General features: G+C 71.4%; 15 protein-coding genes. 11 read left to right on the plus strand and 4 right to left on the minus strand.

All coding sequences use genetic code 11. The features are described from left to right. Positions 1-39 precede the first annotated feature (39 nt). The gene (locus tag I847_RS0102980) at positions 40-690 is read left to right on the plus strand and encodes a response regulator transcription factor (RefSeq protein ID WP_196804454.1); all 651 of its coding nucleotides are present in this window, start codon (positions 40-42) and stop codon (positions 688-690) included. On the opposite strand, the gene I847_RS21605 is transcribed toward I847_RS0102980, so the two are convergent. Then, positions 691-1,941 carry an NlpC/P60 family protein gene (locus I847_RS21605; protein WP_051274398.1) on the minus strand — a complete coding sequence of 417 codons (1,251 nt, stop codon included), beginning with the start codon at positions 1,939-1,941 and terminating at the stop codon, positions 691-693. 101 nt (positions 1,942-2,042) lie between these two features. Between I847_RS21605 and I847_RS21610 the strand changes: the two genes are divergently transcribed. Continuing rightward, entirely contained in the window at positions 2,043-2,606 is a 564-nt protein-coding gene (locus I847_RS21610) for a DUF4255 domain-containing protein (protein ID WP_034608759.1), read from the plus strand. Between the two features lie 9 nt (positions 2,607-2,615). On the opposite strand, the gene I847_RS0102995 is transcribed toward I847_RS21610, so the two are convergent. After that, positions 2,616-6,551 (minus strand): DUF4157 domain-containing protein, encoded by a 3,936-nt coding sequence (locus tag I847_RS0102995; protein ID WP_028048500.1) that lies wholly within the window; start codon positions 6,549-6,551, stop codon positions 2,616-2,618. 4 nt (positions 6,552-6,555) lie between these two features. Then, entirely contained in the window at positions 6,556-8,490 is a 1,935-nt protein-coding gene (locus I847_RS21620) for an ATP-binding protein (protein WP_034609102.1), read from the minus strand. 174 nt (positions 8,491-8,664) lie between these two features. Here I847_RS21620 and I847_RS0103005 point away from each other — a divergent pair, with 174 nt between their 5' ends. Genes I847_RS0103005 through I847_RS0103015 form a run of 3 tightly spaced genes read left to right on the plus strand, consistent with a single transcriptional unit; the run spans position 8,665 to position 11,088 of the window. Further along, positions 8,665-10,227, plus strand: coding sequence for a phage tail sheath C-terminal domain-containing protein (locus I847_RS0103005; protein ID WP_034608764.1), 1,563 nt, complete (start codon positions 8,665-8,667; stop codon positions 10,225-10,227). 22 nt (positions 10,228-10,249) lie between these two features. Then, the gene (locus I847_RS0103010) at positions 10,250-10,690 is read left to right on the plus strand and encodes a phage tail protein (RefSeq protein ID WP_028048502.1); all 441 of its coding nucleotides are present in this window, start codon (positions 10,250-10,252) and stop codon (positions 10,688-10,690) included. Next, complete coding sequence (locus I847_RS0103015) at positions 10,687-11,088, plus strand: hypothetical protein (RefSeq protein ID WP_028048503.1); 402 nt, start codon at positions 10,687-10,689, stop codon at positions 11,086-11,088. The genes I847_RS0103010 and I847_RS0103015 overlap by 4 nt, the downstream gene beginning before the upstream one ends. Positions 11,089-11,820: 732 nt before the next feature. Here I847_RS0103015 and I847_RS21630 read toward each other — a convergent pair. Beyond that, positions 11,821-12,318, minus strand: a complete 498-nt coding sequence (locus I847_RS21630; protein ID WP_028048504.1) for a hypothetical protein — start codon at positions 12,316-12,318, stop codon at positions 11,821-11,823. Between the two features lie 319 nt (positions 12,319-12,637). Here I847_RS21630 and I847_RS21640 point away from each other — a divergent pair, with 319 nt between their 5' ends. The 6 genes from I847_RS21640 to I847_RS0103055 are packed head-to-tail and all read left to right on the plus strand — an operon-like array spanning position 12,638 to position 17,402. After that, on the plus strand, positions 12,638-13,696 hold the full coding sequence (locus I847_RS21640) for a hypothetical protein (RefSeq protein WP_155855971.1): 1,059 nt from the start codon (positions 12,638-12,640) through the stop codon (positions 13,694-13,696). 7 nt (positions 13,697-13,703) lie between these two features. Then, a complete protein-coding gene (locus tag I847_RS0103035) occupies positions 13,704-14,141 on the plus strand; it encodes a phage tail protein (RefSeq protein WP_028048507.1) in 438 nt (145 codons plus the stop codon). A gap of 4 nt (positions 14,142-14,145) precedes the next feature. Then, a complete protein-coding gene (locus tag I847_RS0103040) occupies positions 14,146-14,826 on the plus strand; it encodes a LysM peptidoglycan-binding domain-containing protein (RefSeq protein WP_028048508.1) in 681 nt (226 codons plus the stop codon). Then, positions 14,823-16,544: a VgrG-related protein gene (locus I847_RS0103045; protein WP_028048509.1), complete on the plus strand. Its 1,722-nt coding sequence runs from the start codon at positions 14,823-14,825 to the stop codon at positions 16,542-16,544. Before I847_RS0103040 ends, I847_RS0103045 begins: the two co-directional genes overlap by 4 nt. A gap of 18 nt (positions 16,545-16,562) precedes the next feature. Continuing rightward, positions 16,563-16,952: a PAAR domain-containing protein gene (locus I847_RS0103050; protein WP_028048510.1), complete on the plus strand. Its 390-nt coding sequence runs from the start codon at positions 16,563-16,565 to the stop codon at positions 16,950-16,952. Between the two features lie 9 nt (positions 16,953-16,961). After that, positions 16,962-17,402, plus strand: coding sequence for a GPW/gp25 family protein (locus tag I847_RS0103055; RefSeq protein WP_028048511.1), 441 nt, complete (start codon positions 16,962-16,964; stop codon positions 17,400-17,402). Positions 17,403-17,408 lie beyond the last annotated feature (6 nt).

Here is a 17,408-nt window from a genome sequence, read left to right on the forward strand (position 1 = left end):
GTGGAGCGCCTGTTGAGCGTCGGGGCGCACTGTGGCGTCGTGACGACGACGCTCACCGAGGCCAGGCCACGGCACACCACCTCCGACGTCGTGCGGGTCTGCATCGAAGGCGGCGACGCGATCACGCGCACCGGCATCGCGACGCTTCTCACGCACGACGCAGACCTCGCGGCCGTCCAGCCGGAGCACGGCCCCGACATCACGCTGGTCGTGCTCGACACGGTGACGCCCAGGGGCCTCGCCGAGGTGCGGTCGCTCGCGGCCCGTGGGGACTCGCGAGTGGTGGTCGTCGTCGGCGACCTGAGCACGGACGTCGTCGCCGTGGTGCTGCAGGCCGGTGCGGTCGGGCTGCTTCGCCGCCACGACGTGACCGGCGAGAGCCTCGCGCAGCTGCTCCGCTCCGTCGCCGGCGGCGACGCGGTGGTGCCGCCCGACCTGTTGTCCGCCCTGCTGCCGCACTCCGGCGGCGACGCGCCCGCGCCGCGGATGCTCGCGCTCGCGACGCTGACCGAGCGTGAGCGCGCGGTCCTGGAGATGCTCGGCGACGGGTCGGACACGCGCGAGATCGCACGGCGACTGGCCTACTCGGAGCGCACGGTCAAGACGATCATCCAGGACATCACGCGGCGGTTCGGGCTGCGCAACCGGTCGCACGCCGTCGCGTACGCCGTGCGGCACGGCTTGATCTGACTAGTGCACGTCGGGGTGGTCCTGGCCGAACAGGTCGTCCACCAGGTGGTCGTCGTCCGGAACGGGGACGTCGTGCGTGAACGTCGTCGTCAGGGCGTCGGCCATGAGCGGGTCCGAGCCGCGCACCAGCTCGATCGAGTCGGAGTAGCCGTCCGAGTCCGAGTCGGCGACCGTCGGCCTGCTGCCCGTCACCATCAGCTCGTACCCGTCGGAGAGGCCGTCGCCGTCGGAGTCGATCGTGAACACGTCGAGACCGAGCTTGGCCTCCATCTGGTCCGTGATCCCGTCGCCGTCCGAGTCCAGGGCCGGATCGATCGCGTCGGCGTGCGACGTCCCGTCGGAGATCCCCGGGATGACCACCGCGAAGTCGAAACGCTTCTCGGTGGCCGCCCCGAACCGCACGCCCTTGTGCGGGTTCATCGCCTCGATCGTCTGCCCGTCGCCCATGCTGATGGCGACGTGGGCATTGGTGGGACGGACCGACCCGGCCACGGGCTCCGAGGGAAAGTTGAACAGCAGCGCGCCGGGCGTGTGGATCGCCTGCTCGACGGGGATCGCGTAGCCCTCGTCGCGCAGCTGGATGTACTGCATCCAGGACGCGTGCGGCAGGTCGACGCCGACGCGCCCGGCGGCCCACTTCACCAGGCCGGAGCAGTCGAACGTGTCGGGGTCGGCGTCGTCGAGGTCCACCCTCTCCCCGAACACGTACGAGTCGCCGGCCTGGGCGGTGGCCGCGTCGAGGAACTGCTGGAGCACTCCCCCGTCGTGCCAGTCGCCGCCGTCGGTCACAGCCACGGCGTCGGAGACCGGATCCGCTCCTGGTTCCGGTGTCGCCACACCGCCGGCCGCCGCGGTCACGTCGCCGTACCCCTGCGTCCCGACCCAGCTGCCGACGGCGTGGTCCCCGTTCAGCGTCGCGGCGACCTCCGCCTCTGTCCGGAACTGCAGGTAGCGCGCGCCCGTGCCGCGGTGGGTCACGGTCCAGGGCGAGATGTCGGTGCCGTGGCCCGACACCTCGAACGCCGCCTTCGCGTTGTTCAGCGGATCCGTCAGGTCGACGCCCTGCAGGTTCGGGTGCGCGGCGACGTTGATCTGCCAGAGGCCGAGCGAGTTCTCCCCGACCGTGGCGTGCGCGCCGGTCTCGCCGCCCGACTCCGCGAGCGCGATGGCCGTCATGGTCACGGCCTGATCCGGGCTGAACCCGGCCAGCCGGGCCACGCGGTAGATCTCGCTGGCCTCGACGACGCTCACGTCGCCAGGCTAGGCGCGCTCCCCGCCCACGTCACTGCCCGTTGGGGCATGCCTCGCCCACTCCTCGGCCACGACGACGAGTCCGGCGGGAGCATGGTGCTGTGATCTCCGACGTCGATGCCGCACTCGCGGCTCTCCTGCGGACCGAGGTCCTGCTCGGCCAGAGCGCGGAGGTGGTGCTCGAGGCACCGACGCGCGAGTGGGCGGCGCGCCGAGGCGGGCCCGTCGTGGACGTGTTCCTGTACGACATCCGGGAGGACGTCGAGCGCCGCGACGGCCAGGCCCGCGCCGTGCGCGACGAGAACGGGCGCATCTCCGGGCATCGCCCGGGCCCGCGCTACTACAAGGTGTCCTACCTGGTCACCGCCTGGACCAGCCGGCCCGAGGACGAACACCTGCTGCTCGGGCAGATCCTGGACAACCTCGTGCGCTTCGACCGCATCCCCGAGTCGTGCCTGCCACCGCGGTTCGTCGACGAGCAGCTGGTGATCACCGTCGCCCGGCCGCCTGGCCCGGACCGTTCGCTGACCGACCTGTGGGGCGCGCTGGGCGGAGAGATGAAGCCGTCTCTGGACGTCGTGATCGTGGCGCCCCTGCAGCCCGCCCGCGAGTTCGTCGCCGGGCCACCGGTGCAGGAGCGCGACCTGCGCGTCGCCGAGCGCTGATCTACGACCTCACTCCGAGGAGATCTCCAACGCATCGATGACCTCAGGCGTCAGCCCGAGGTTCTGGACTCGAGCCATCCACGCCTCCACCAGCATGGCGCGGACGTCGGCGAGCTGTTCGTCGGCGGCCGCCTTGATCTCGCTACCGTCGGGAATCACAGGCTCCGGACTGTTTGCTGGGCCCCGCCGGACGCTGTTCGTCTGGCTGGAGACCGCCGAATCGATGTCGTTGCTCTCCTGCGACACGAACAACGTCGTGTCCGTGACAGCGTCGCCGCTGGCCTTCGCGATCTCCTGGTGCAACCAGTACATGAACTCCCGGAAGTTGGTGATGGCATGCTGCATGCCCTGGCCACCCGTGCCGCCGCTCACCTTCTCAGTGTCCAGCTCGACCTCGATCGCCGTCTTGAGGTCCTTGTACGCGGAGGCCGCCTTCGACTTGGCGGCGACGACGTCGCCGTAGTCCTTCGAGTCCTTGCGAGCCGCAGCACCCTGATAGGTCACGATCGTCGTCTGGTTCTTGTCGAGGCCTGATCCACGGTCCGGCAGGTCGGCCCCGAGCGCGTGCCAGAGCAACGACCCGCTACGGAACGGGAGCACGTGCTCGGACCGCGTCTGCCAGATCAGAGGTCCGGGCGCCCTGGCCTTCGGGTGCTGGGCCTTGCTGACGATCCGTTGTCCCTGGAGCCCGTGCTTCTCCTTGGTCCCGACACCCGGAGCACTCGCGCCCGGGTTGAGGATCGCGAAGGCGCGTACCTTCGCGACGAGGTCGATCGTCGCCTTGTCGAGTGCCGTGAGGAGCGGTCCGAGCTTCTTCACATCCCTCGGGACCTTGGCGCGCTCGTCGTCGTACGCCTTCTTGGCGGCGATGTAGGCGTCGACCTCCGCCTGGAACTTCGGGGCGTCGGGCATCAGCGAGACGGGGACAGGGTCGCTGTGGAGCACGAGCGCACCGTCGGGCCCGTCCGACCTGACGTGATGCGTCTCGTCAACCTCCTCGACCTCCTCGTCCACGACGAAGGGCTTGTCGAACCTGGCCGGATCGATATCGCTGTCCTTGTCACCTCCCAGGCCCAGTGCGTCCAGTGCGGCCCTGCCCAGCGCGATCGCCTTGTCGAGCAGCCAGTCGATGGCCTCGTCGATCTTGACGCGCAGACCCAGGACGATCTTCTTGACCTCGTCGGGCACGTCGCCGAGCCCTGCCTGGTTCATCAGGAAGCCGATCGCGACCGGGACCGAGCCGGCCAGGCCCTTCTCGAGCATGGCGGCGCCGGGCGCCACGTCACCCTTGGCGATCGACGCGACCGTCGAGACGTAGCTGTCGACGAGCTCCAGGAGCTCCCGCACGTAGTCGAGGACGGACTGGATCCCCTTGAAGATCGCGATGGCGCTGTTCACGACCGCCATGACGCCGGTCGGGTCGAGCATCGAGAGGACCTTGGCGACCGCCTTGTCGACGACCTCCTTCATGATCCACTGCTTGGCCGAGTCGAAGATCAGGTCCCACAGGTTGCTCAGCTGCTCGCTGATCTTGTCCCAGATCGCCTCGAAGCCCCGCTCCTGGATGTCCTTGAGGAAGGCGAACGCCTCGCCCGCCAGCTCGATGGCGCCCTTGATCTTGTCGACCGTCTCCTGGCCGATCTTGTCGGCGAGCTTCTTCCACAGGCTCTCGACCGTGATGCCGGAGACCTGGATCACCAGCGTGATCGCGGCCTGGACGGACAGCTCGGTCGGCACCTGGACGCCGATCGTCTTGAGGCCGCGGAACATCCAGTCGGCCAGGCCCTTGAGCAGGTAGTCCGCAACCTTGTCGAAGAAGGCGCTGAACCCGCGCTTCATCGCCTCGATGAGGTTCATCAGGAACGCGATCGGGTCCTTCTTGATGTCGTCGATCGCCGACATCGCCTGGTCGATGATGTGCCCGAGCAGCTCGGGCGGGAAGTTCATCAACCGCAGGATCAGCTCGACGACGACCTGGATGACGACGGCCGCGAACGTGATGATCCGTTCGAGCGGGCCACCGAACTCGTCCATGATCTTCTGGAACGTCTCGATGGGCTTGAGCAGGTTCTCCAGCGTCACCAGGTTCCAGATGCCGAGGAACGTGTCGGTGATCGTCTTCCAGGAGATGTTCAGCGACTCCATGGCCGACGTGATCCGGCCGGCCGCGTCGGCGATCACGCCCGACTCGGCGAGCTTCTTGTACATGCCGTCGCCGCCGGGCAGCAGGAGGATGAACCCCTTGATGAGGTTCTCGGCGGTGCGCGGCACCGCCACCTCGGTGAAGGGGTCCTTCTCGAGGATGACGGTGAGCAGCTCGTAGCCGGGGATCTTCTGGGCGTGCGTCGACAGCCACGCCAGCAGCGACTTCTTGACCAGGACGAGGACCTGCTTGATGACGTCCTGGGCGAAGTCGCCGATCTTCTTGACGATCCCCCAGGCCTGGTCGGCCAGGGCCGGAAGCGTGTCCAGGAGGTTCGGGAGGTTGGCCGGCGTCAGCGCGTCCCCGGCCTTGCTGAGCAGCCCGCCGATCTCGCTGATGATCCCCTTGAACTGGTCGATCTTGCTGCCGACCCAGTCCGCGGTCTCCTGGAGCGTGCCGCGCTCGGTCATCTGGGCGAGCACGTCGTCCTGGTGCAGGACCTTGAGGAACTCGGTGAGGATCTCGACGGGCGTCGCCGGGACGTCCTCGCCGGTCAACGGGTTGGTGTGCAGGACCTTCTTGGCGAGGTTCCAGTACGGGGCGATGCTCTCCTTCTCGAGGAACGGCTCGGCGACCTTCGCCAGGACGGCTCGGACCTTCGCGATCACCGTGGCCGCGATCTCGCCGAGGAACGCCTTGAGGTCGCTGACGATCCCGTTCAGGTACTTGCGCGCGATCGCGACGTTGTAGTCGACGCCCTCGACGATCTTCATCTCGTCCCAGGCGGCCTCGAAGTCGTGCATCACCCGGCCGAACGTGAGGTTGTGGTTGGCCAGGCCGTCGCTGATCATCGTGAAGACGTCGTCGAGCACCTTGACGGTCTGCAGCAGCGGCCCGACCGCAGCCCCGAACGGTCCGTACGACAAGAGCTTCTCGACGAACGACTGGCGGCTCGCGGCCGCGGACTCGCCCGTGATCGGGTCGCTGCCCACGACGACCGTCACGACCCCGTACCCCGGCAGCGCCTGGAAGTCCTTGATGAGCCAGTCGGGCATGAGCGTGCCCAGGGCGAGCCGGGCGACGTCGGCCCGGTAGACCCCGACCGCCTGCTGCTGGACGACGTGCGTGGCCTCGTGCGCCATCAGCTCCAGGTCGGCCGCCGACTGGCCCTCGCCCAGGAAGATGTCGGCGCCGACGGTGAAGGCCCGCGCCTGGAGCTCGGCGGCCGCGGCGCTGACCTCGGGGCCCTGGTGCACGCGGACCGCGCCGAGGTCCACACCGAGGTGCTGCTCGACCCGCACCTGCACGGCCGGATCCAGCGGAGCACCGGTGCCGGGACTGCCCAGCAACGAGTGGACGTGCGGGGAGACGTCGACCTGGCCACCCGCGGCCACGGCCTCGGCGTGCTCGGCGACCGACCCGTCCTGAGCGGGAACGGCCGGCGCGCCGTCGTCGTCGCGCGCGACGAGGGGCGCACGCGCTGGCGGTGGTGGCGCCGCAGGGGGCACACCGGGGACCACGACGGCCGCACGGCGGTGCACGATGTCGGAGGCGACCTGCGCCGCCTCCCGTTCGGCCGGGTCGTTCGGGTGTGTCACGCCGAGGGTCGCGCGCGCGATCCTGTTGGCCGGAGCGGGCCCGGTCGGTGCGCCCTGCGTGGCGAGCGAACCGCCGGCCCGCGCGAGCCGTGCGAGGCTCGCGTTCGACGCTCCCGCGCCGAGCGGGTTGCGCGAGACCGGCGTCCGGAGCGCGTCGGGCGCCGCCGTCCGCTCGGGCTCCATCGTCCTGGTCGGCGTCGGCACGGCCCTACCGCCCTGACCGGACGACGTCGAAGTACCGCTCGAACTCGACGGGCGTGGACAGGTGACCGAGCTTGACGAACTCGCGCTGCATGGCCATGACGACGCGTTCCATCGTGATGGCCCCACCCTCGTCGGCGGCCGTGAACGCGGCACCCAGGGCGGCGCCTCGGATCACGCCACCGGTGACCTTGAACTGCCGGGCGAGGAAGTCCAGATCGAGGTCCTCGACCGGGGCCTCGGGCGGGAACACGAGCCCCCAGATGCGGCGACGCTGCTCGTCGTCGGGCGCCGTGAACGTCACGGCCACACCGATCCGCCGCAGGAACGCGTCGTCGATGTTGCGCTGCAGGTTCGTGGCCATCACCACCAGGCCGTCGAACGTCTCGAGCCGCTGCAGGAGGTAGGCGACCTCGATGTTGGCGTACCGGTCGTGCGCGCTCGACACCTCGGAGCGCCGACCGAACAGCGCGTCGGCCTCGTCGAAGAACAGGACCACGTCGCCTGCTCCGGCGGCCGCGAAGATCCGTTCGAGGTTCTTCTCGGTCTCGCCGATGTACTTGCTGACCACGGCCGACAGGTCGACCTTGTAGACGTCGAGCCCGAGCTCACCCGCGACGACCTCCGCCGCGAGCGTCTTGCCTGTGCCGGAGGGTCCGGCGAAGAGTGCGACGACCCCCGCCGACGGCACCGCCGGGAACCCCCAGTCGCCGAACACCGTGCGGCGTTGGCGGTATCGAGCCGCGAGCTCGTGGAGCTGTCCCTGCTGCGGGTCGGGAAGGACCAGGTCGCCCCAACCGCGTCGCGGTCGCACCCGCAGCGCGAGACCGTCCAGGTGCCCCCCGGCCAGTCGTCGGACGGTGGAGTGCACGGCGTCCGGTCCGGCGATCGTGGTCAGCAGCCGTAGCTGCTCCCGCGTGAGGCGCTGGCCGTCGTCGTCCAGGGACCCGGTGGCCGCCAGCCAGTCCTGCGGGCCGGCCTCACCGTCGAGCACGTCGAGCTCACGCCAGCGTCGTTCCGGCAGCGACTCCAGCGGCAGCTCACGTCTCGACGACAGCGCCACCGAGACGGTCGGCACCGCCTCGATCCGGGCGGCGGCCGCCGCGTCCGGCGGTGCCGTCACCTCGAGGACGACGGCGGCACCGTTCACGACCGCCTCCCGGACGACCGCGGACCACTGCACGTCGTCGCTCGGCACAGCGCTGACCAGCAGCGGGATACCCGGCAGCTCGGCTGCGACCGCGCGTCGTCGGCTCTCCGGGTCGGCGCCGTGCACGAGCACCGCGCGCGGCCCGGCCCGCGCCGATCTGGGTGGTTTGCCGGCGCCGGGCAGGAGTCGAGCGCGCGGAGGCAGTCCGGGGTCGGGTGAGTCGGCGCCGAGCACGGACCACACGACCCGCGCCGCGACCCCCCACATCTGCACCGCCCAGGGCGCCGGGGCGTCGGCGACGACGAGCTCGGCGGTCCGGAGCGGCGACCCCGGCGCGACCGCTCGCGCGCCGGGGTGATCAGGTCCGAGCAGTCGGGCGAGCGACGCGTGCGTCAGACGAGGCAGCTGGACCGAGTCCTGCACGTAGGCGACGAGCCGCTGCCGTCGCGGGTCCACCTCGACCGCCGTCAGCAACGCCAGGACCTCGAGATCGCCGCGCGTCAGGTCGGCGTTGCGGGCGATGCGCGCGAGCGGGTCGTTCGAACGCATGGCCCACGCGGCCAGCTGCTTGCGCGCCAGCGCGACGACCGGTGCGAACGCCCGCCGGATCGGCGCGACCGCCTCGGCCTCGGGTCCGTCGAGACCCGGGAGCCCGCGCAGCAACGCGTCGAGCTCTTCGTCGGCGACGTACATGCCGGCGAAGTCCCGCGGCGGAACGCCGGAGACCACACGGCAGAGCGCGGCCTCACGCTGCAGCACGAGGTCGGCGTAGCGCTCCCAGGGCGTCACCATCCCGTAGTAGTGCATCGGGACCGGCCGCGACCAGCACCTCACCTGCCATTGCCCCGGGGACTGCCCGAGTGGGCAGTCAGGTGCGCCCCTTGGCGCACGCGCCGGACACTTCCACCCGGCCGCAGGGACGACGACCGTGGATCAACGGACTCCGAGCCGACGGAAGGGTTGGTCATGGCCACGCTCAGCAGCATCCGGTCCCCTGGCGTCTACGTGCAGGAGATGCCGACCGGCTCACGCCCCATCCAGGGCGTCGGTACCGCGATCGCGGCATTCATCGGCGTCACGGCGAACGGGCCGTTCGACACGGCGACGCTCGTCACCAACTGGACCCAGTTCACGACGACGTTCGGAACCTGGGTCGAGGGCGCCTACCTGCCGCAGGCCGTCTACCAGTTCTTCAACAACGGCGGCGGTGCCGCCTACATCACGCGCATCGGCTCGCTCGACTCCGAGACGAGCCGGAAGGCGTCGGCGGAGCTCACCAGCGCGACCCGCGCCGGCCAGAGCGTCTTCCGCATCGAGGCCAGGTCCTCCGGCCAGGAGGGCGACCAGATCAGCGTCACCGTCGAGCCGCGCCCGGAGCCCGAGCAGCAGGAGGGCGAGGGCGAGCGCGCACCCGACGAAGCCTTCACCCTCGTCGTCCGACGGGGCGACCAGGTGGAACGGTACGAGAACGTCACGCCCCGCAAGGGTGGCAACAACGTGGTGACCGCCGTGGCGGAGTCGCAGCTGATCTCGATCTCCGAGCACGGCAACGCCTCGATCGCCGAGCGCGTCCCCGCCACGGGCGAGATCGTCCTGACGGGGGGCGCCACCCTGCCGGCGCGTCTGACGCCCGACGACTACCTCGGCGACGTCACCGCACGGTCAGGGATCGCCGGTCTGGAGGCGCTCGACGACGTCACGATGGTGATCGTCCCGGACCTCCTCGGCGCGTACGAGGCCGGCCAGATCGACGCCGACGGCGTCAAGACCGTCCAGGGCGCGATCGTCGCGCACTGCGAGTCCCGGCAGGACCGCATGGCGATCCTGGACACCCCGAGCGGACTGTCCGCGCAGCAGGTGCACGAGTGGGTCACCGAGAAGACGCAGTTCACGTCGGCGTTCGCCACGGTGTACTACCCGTGGCTGTCGTTCTACGACCCGCTGGTCAAGCACTCGCGGCTGTTCCCGCCGAGCGGTGCGGTCGCGGGGATCTGGGGCCGGTCCGACGACTACCGCGGCGTGCACAAGGCGCCCGCCAACGAGGTCGTCCTCGGGGCGCTCGAGGTCGAGCGCGGGCTGACCCGGGCCGAGCACGACATGCTCAACCCGGCCGGCATCAACGCGATCCGGAACATGCCCGGGCTCGGCATCACCGTCTGGGGCGCCCGCACGCTCGCCTCCGACCAGTCCTGGCGCTACATCAACGTGCGTCGGCTGTTCAACTTCATCGAGTCGAGCATCCTGCGTGGCACGCAGTGGGCCGTCTTCGAGCCCAACGACCAGGACCTCTGGCAGCGCCTGCGTCGCACCATCCGAGGCTTCCTGCTGGGTCTCTGGCGCGACGGCGCCCTGTTCGGCACCACCCCGGACGAGGCGTTCTACGTGAAGTGCGACGCCGAGACGAACCCGCCCGACGTCATCGACGCCGGCTTCGTCGTCATCGAGGTGGGAATCGCACCGGTGAAGCCCGCCGAGTTCGTGGTCTTCCGCATCAGCCAGCTGCCGACCGGCGGCGCGGTCCAGGAATAGCCGGAGCGAAAAGAGCACAGCCATGGCCATCGGCGACGACGCACTGTCCAGCTACGCGTTCCACGTCGAGATCGACAACGTGACCCTCATCCAGTTCAAGGAGGTGTCCGGCCTCAAGCTCGAGATCTCGGTGATCGAGCACCAGGAGAACAAGGCCAAGGGCATCCCGATCAACAAGCCCGTGCCCGGCGTCCGCAAGAACAACCCGGTCACGCTCAAGCGCGGGATCACGACGGACACCGGGTGGTGGGCGTGGGTCAAGGAGGTGCACGACGGCAAGATCGACAAGGCCCGTCGCAACGCGTCGATCGTCCTCATGGACTACGACCTGACGGAGAAGTTCCGCGTGAACCTCCTCAACTGCTGGCCGTCGGCGCTCTCGATCAGCGGCCTGCAGGCAGGCGGCACGGAGATCGCCGTGGAGGAGGTCACCCTCGTCCACGAAGGTCTCGAGCTGGCATGACCGCCGTGACGACGACGGCCCAGACGGGCCTCCAGACGGAGTTCGACTTCGTCCTGCCCCTGGGCTTCGCCTCGGACGACGGTCAGATCCACCGGAACGGCACCATGCGCCTGGCCCGGGCCCGCGACGAGATCGCGCCGCTCCGCGACCCTCGCGTGCGGGACAACGAGGCGTACCTGACGGTGATCCTGCTGGCGCGGACGGTGACCCGGCTGGGCGACCTGTCGACCATCAACGTCAACGTCATCGAGGGCCTGTTCACCCCGGACCTGGCGTTCCTGCAGGACCTGTACCGACGGATCAACTCCGAAGGTCGGACCACCACGGAGGTCGAGTGCCCCGCCTGCCACGAGGCGTTCGCGGTGGACCTGGCAGGTGGTGCCCCGGGGGAATCCTGACGTACGCGACCCCGGACCTGCTCGACGAGGTCGCGTACCTGGCAGCCGTCCTGCACTGGCCGCTCGACACGCTCCTGGACCTGGAGCACCCCGACAGGCAGCACTTCCTGGCCTATGCCCGCCGGATGGTGGAGGCCGCTGACGACGACACGGAGGAAGGAGGGCCGTAGCCATGCGATGGCCCTTCTCCGCTCCGGCGGCTCCGGCGCCGGCACCCGCCCCGGCTCCCGCACCGCCCGCCGTCGCCCGCGCCTGGGAGAACCTGCCCGTGCTCCGCCCGCAGGCGCTGTCCCTTCGACCGGTCGCCCGGACGTCCGAGTTCGTGCACGGCCTGTCCACCCGGACCTCGTCGCCGGTCATCCTGCGGGCGCCGGAGCATCTGGTCGACGTCGGGCCGGTCGGCGTGGTCCGCGCACCGATCGCACGGGCGAGCGCACCGGTCGCGCAGCGCGAGCATCTCGAGCAGGCGCCGCCCCGACGCGTCCCGCGGTGGCGGCGAGGCCCGTCGGGAGACTCCCCGGCGTCGCGCACCCGCGCCGCCTCGGCTACTGCGCTCGCGTCCTCACCGTCCTCGGCGTCCGCGCCGTCCGTGCCCGCTGCACGCCCCTCGGCGGTGCCTGTCGTCGAGACGGTCGCCCGCGCCGTCGAGGCGTCGGCGCCCAGCGCCCCCGTCGGTCCCGACGTGCCGGCCGTCGCCCGGGTGCCCGAGCAGCCCGCACGGCAGCGGTCGGCTCAGCCCAGCCCGCCTGCGAGGGCCGTCGCCGGGGCGTCGGTCCGTCGGGCGTCCAGCACCACGCCGCCGAGCACGGGTGGCTCCCCGAGCGTCGGCTCCCCCGGCGTCGCGCGTGCGACCGCACCCCGCCCGGACCGGTCCGTCGACGCCGCCCCTGCCGCGGAACCGTCGCGTGCCGGGGGCGGGTCGCCGGCGGTCGCTCGTGCGTCGGCGACCTCCGGCGGCGACGTCCGCTCGGACGCGCCGGTCGTTCCGGGAGCCGCGGTGGGCGCGACCGCCACCCCCACCGTCCGGCGACCGGCGGTACCGGTCAGGCGATCCGTCGCCCCACCGGTCACCCCTGGGTCGCCGGCATCGGTCCGCCCGGCCGCGTCGACGAGCGCACCAGCCGTCAGCGAGGCGTCCGTCCCCGTCGCCGCGAGGACCTCGCTGAGGCCCGTCGCCCCCGCCCACGCCGAGCCGACGACGACGACGACGACGACGACGGTATCCCGCACCGCGACACCGCACGTCGCGGCTCAGCCGTCGACCGGCGCGCCGGTGTCCGCGTCAGTGTCCGCGCCGGTGTCCGCCGAGCCGACCTCTGTCACCCGGTCTCCCGTCGGACCGACTTCCCGTGGCCCGAGCCCCGTTCGGCCGTCGTCCGTCGCGTCTTCCGCCCGGTCGGCACCCGTAGCGTCGGCACCCGCCGGGTCGGCCACACCCGGGTCTGCCTCGCCTGGGTCGGCCTCGGCCGGGTCGGTCGCCGCCCGGTCCGTGACCGCCGGGCCGTTCCGCCGGTCGGTGGCGCGGGACCCCTCTGACGGGCCCCGGGCCATGCCCAGCGCACCCGCTCCCACCGCGACGGTCACACCACCCTCCACCGCCCCCGCCCGCCCGGCCGTCCCGGTGACGCGTGCGGTCGACGCTGAACCGCACGCACCTGCGACCGTCCGTCGGGCAGCGGCCGCGACCCCGACACCTGCACCGGACGCCCCGGCGGAGCCCGCACGCACCGTCGCGCAGAGGTCGACGATCGAGCGGACGTCCGAGGGGTCGGTCGTGCCGACCGTCGTCACGCGCCCGCTGGGCCTGGGGCGCCCCGTCTCGCCGGACGTCCCTCGAGCGTCTCTCGGCCACCCTGCGCTCGCCACGCCGCAGGCCGTTCCCCCGACGACGGCCGCACCGTCGGCCGCACCGGCTGGCGTCCCGTCGACACCCGGACAACCGGCCGGACCGCTCGGCATCCCGGTCGGTCGGCTGGCCGCCCGGAGCGGCTCGGCGCCGTCGAGCCCGAACATCCCGACCGTCAGCTCCGCGCCGATCGCTCGACGCGTGAGCGACGTACCCGGCGAGCACCCGGCCCGGGTGCCGGGGCTCGGCCACCCGGTGAGCGCACCGTCGATCACCCGGAGCGTCGGCGCGGCGGGCGTCGCCCCGTCGACGACGCCGGCGAGGACGCCGAGCCCGGTCGACACGAACGACCCGGGTTCGGCCGCGGTCGAGGTGGGGCTCGCGCGGTGGGTCGCACCCGACGAGGTCAGGTTCGTCCCGCCGCCGGGGGCCGGCGCGTCCTCGTCGGCACCCACCGCGACCGCAGCGCGCGCGCCACAGAGCGTCCGGACCTCGACGCGGACGGGTGCGGCGCCACCGGGACCACTGACCCTCGTCGCGCGCGACGACGAACCGGCCGGGGCGAGCGCAGCGCCCGCGCCGACTCCGACTCCGCCTCCTCCCGGCGAGATCGTCGCCGCCGGGCCGACCGCCGCGTCTGGCGCGCCCACCGGAAAGGACCTGTCGGCTCTGGCCGACGAGCTGTGGGACCGCCTCGAGACCCGCCTGCGGGCGGACCTCCTGCTCGAGCGCGAACGTCGTGGCGCGCTCCCGGACCTGTGAGCCGACCATGAGCCCCGACAGCGACTACCCCGCGAACACCCTGAGATTCGACGTGACCATCGACGGCCTGGAGATCGGCTCGTTCACCGCGATCGACGGCCTCTCGGCGCAGTACGAGATCAAGACGTACGCGGAGGGTGGGGAGAACGGCTACGTGCACCGGCTGCCCGGGCGGCTCTCGTGGGGGACGATCAAGCTGACGCGACCGGTCCACATGCGGACCCGCGAGCTGTCGCAGTGGTTCCGCGAGGTGGCCTCGGGCATGCCCTCGGCCTCGCACACCGCGGCCGTCAAGGCGATGAACGACAACCGCACCGCCATCGTGACCTGGGAGTTCAAGGGCGTCTGGCCCGTGAGCTACAAGGGGCCGTCGTTCGCGGTGGACAGCGGGAAGATCGCCCTGGAGGTCTTCGAGTTCGCCCACGACGGCTGGACGGAGTCGTGATCCCATGAGCGGTGCCGAACGCGCGATGGCGGTGCTGGCCGAGCAGGACAACCCCGGCAAGCGGCTCGAGTTCCACTTCAACCCGACGACGATCTCGTTCTCGCGTGCGGTGACGTGGAACCGCAGCCCCAAGAAGACGACCGACCCGCCGGTGCAGTTCACCGGCGCAGGACCCACCTCGATCACGGTGCAGATCTTCCTCGACGCGGTCGGCAAGGACCGGCCCAAGGGGGTCCAGCCCGAGATCGACCAGCTCCTCGGCTGGACCACCGTCCCTGACGTCACCAAGCCCAGCTCCGGGCCGCCGCCGCTCGTGTTCGCCTGGGGAGTGCTGTCGGTCAGCACCGAGAAGTCGTTCGTCGGCTACCTCGAGTCGCTGAAGGTGACGGTCGAGATGTTCGACCGCAACGGCTGCCCCCTGCGCGCGACCGCGGACGTCGCGCTGAAGTCGGCCGCGCAGGAGCCCAAGGGCACCAACCCGACGTCCGGCGCCGAGCGCTCGCGGCGCCGGCACACCCTGCGCAGCGGGCAGACGCTGCACTCCGTGGCCTACGACCACTACGGCGATCCCGGGGCGTGGCGGGCGATCGCCGAGCTCAACGGCATCGACAACCCCATGCGCCTCGGTCCCGGGCGCGAGCTGTTGCTGCCCGACGTCTCCGAGCTCGCGCGGGTGGTCCGATGAGCCCCGCCACCGGACCCGCGGCGCGACCGGTGATCTCGGTCGGCGGGACGGAGCTGACCGCCCGCGCGTCGGCGGCGCTGCGCTCGACCGTCGTCGACACCGACGCGCACGGTCCCGACTCGTGCCACCTGACCTTCGACGACCCGGGCACGTCGGTCCTCGCCGACACGGGGATCGACCTCGCCGACACGCTGACGGTCGTCGCGGGACGCGTCGGCGAGGACACGGGCGACCGGCTCTTCGACGGCGTCGTCTACGCGATCGGGTACGACTACGACGACCGCGGCGGCTTCACGACGATCACCGCGTACGACCGGTCGTACGGCCTCTACACGGGCCTCCACACGGTCAGCTACCAAAACATGACCGACGGCGACGTGGCCCGCAAGGTCGCCAAGGATGCCGGCCTCAAGGAGGGGAACATCGCGAGCAGCTCGGTGCTCCACGAGTACGTCGCCCAGATCAACGAGACGTACTTCGCGTTCCTCGAGCGGAGGGCAGCCGAGGTCGGGTGCGTGGTCACCGTCGTCGGCGAGAAGCTGAGCTTCGCTCCCCCGTCCAACGCGAGCGCGGCGCCCGATCCGGGGGACCACGACTCGACGGGTCGGCTCCAGCTCGTCCCCGGCGAGAACCTCCAGCGGCTCTCCGTGCGGGTGACGGCCGCCCAGCAGGTGTCCCAGGTCCAGGTCCGAGGCTGGGACGTCGCGACCAAGCAGGCACTCGTCGGCACGACGTCCGCCGCGACGACCGCGGCCGTCATGACGGACACCCCGGCGTCCGTCGCGCAGCTGTTCGGCTCCCCCACCTCGGTCACCGTGGACGTGCCCCTGGGCCAGCAGGCGGAGTGCGACGCGGCCGCCAAGTCGCTCGCGGACAAGGTGGGCGCCGCCAGCGCGCACGCCGAGGGCGTGGCCCTCGGCGACCCACGGATCGTCGCGGGCGCGGCCGTGAGCATCGGAGCGACCGGCGGACGGTTCGACGGCCGCGTCACGGTCACGCGCGCCAAGCACGTCTGGGACGCGCGCAGCTACCGCACCTCCTTCACGGCCAGCGGTGCGCACGACCGGTCCGTGCTCGGGCTGGTCCGCTCGGGCAGCCGACCAGGCAACGACCGCGTCGCCGGACTGGTCGTCGGCATCGTCACCAACGTGGCCGACCCCGAGAACGCCTGCCGGGTCAAGGTGCGGTTCCCCTGGCTCGACGACCAGTTCGAGTCGGACTGGGTCCGCGTCCTGCAGCTGGGCGCCGGGAACGACCGCGGCTGGCAGCTGCTGCCGGAGGTGGACGACGAGGTGCTGGTCGGGTTCGAGCAGGGCGACCAACGCCGGCCGTACGTGCTGGGCGGCTTGTTCAACGGCAAGGACAAGCCGCCGCGCGACGACGCGGTCGACTCCGGCGGCGCCGTCGTGACGCGCGTATGGCGCAGCCGGACCGGCCACGAGGTGGTGCTCAGCGACAAGCAGGGCGAGGAGAGCGTCGAGCTGCGCACGGGCGAGGACAAGGTCAGCCTCGTCATGAAGACCTCCGACGGCTCGCTCGTCGTCAAGGCCGAGGGCGACGTCACGGTCGAGGCCAAGGGCGACGCCAAGGTCACCTCGACGGGCGACCTCACGCTCCACTCGGACGGTGCCGCGACGATCTCGGCGGGCAGCGGGCTGACGCTCGAGGCGCGCAGCGGCAACGTCACCGTCAAGGGCACGCAGATCAAGCTCAACTAGGCGAGAGGACGGACGGACATGGGCGGAGCAGCGGTCGTCGCGGGCGACAAGATCATGGGCCTGTGCTCGGGGCACAAGATCCCCGGGCCGACGGGCTCGCCGATGCCGGGGCCCCCGATGCCGTTCACCGCACCGCTGACCTCCTCCCTCGCGAGCACGGTGCAGATCGGTGGGAAGCCGGCGGCCGTCGAGGGCAGCTCCGGGTACAACCTCCCTCCGCACGTCGGGCTCCACCCGTCTGACCAGAAGTTCGTCCCGACGACGCAGGAGGGCAAGGTCTCCACCGGCAGCGGGACCGTGCTGTTCGACGGAAAGGGCGCCGCCTACACGGGGTGCACGGTCTCAGGATGCGTGACGTCCTCGCCCAAGGTCATGGGCACCGGTACGAGCGTCATCGTCGGGTCGTGAGGAGGAGACATGAGCGGAACCAACAGCTTCGTCGGCGCCGGTTGGCACTGGCCGATCGAGACCGACCAGACCGGCGCCATCGCGCTCGCCCACGGCACGACCGAGCTGGAGCAGGCGATGTACCTGATCCTGTCGACGACGCCGGGCGAGCGTCCGATGCGACCGGAGTTCGGGGCGCGCCTGGCGCAGTTCGTGTTCGCGTCCGGCGACGCGACGACGGCCGGCCTCGTCGCCGCCGAGGTGCAGACCGCGCTCACCCGATGGGAGCCGCGTGTCGTCGTCGAGCAGGTGGTGGTCTCCACCGACGCCGACGAACCCGCGACGCTGTGGATCGACATCCTGTACTCGGTGCGCTCGACGAACGACCGACGCAACCTCGTGTTCCCCTTCTACGTCATCCCCGAGCGCGAGGACGCGCTGCCCGTGCTGCCCGCGTCGGTGGCCTCGTGAAGGGAG

Source organism: Cellulomonas sp. URHD0024, assembly GCF_000426185.1.
In the GTDB taxonomy this organism is placed as follows: Bacteria; Actinomycetota; Actinomycetes; order Actinomycetales; family Cellulomonadaceae; genus Cellulomonas.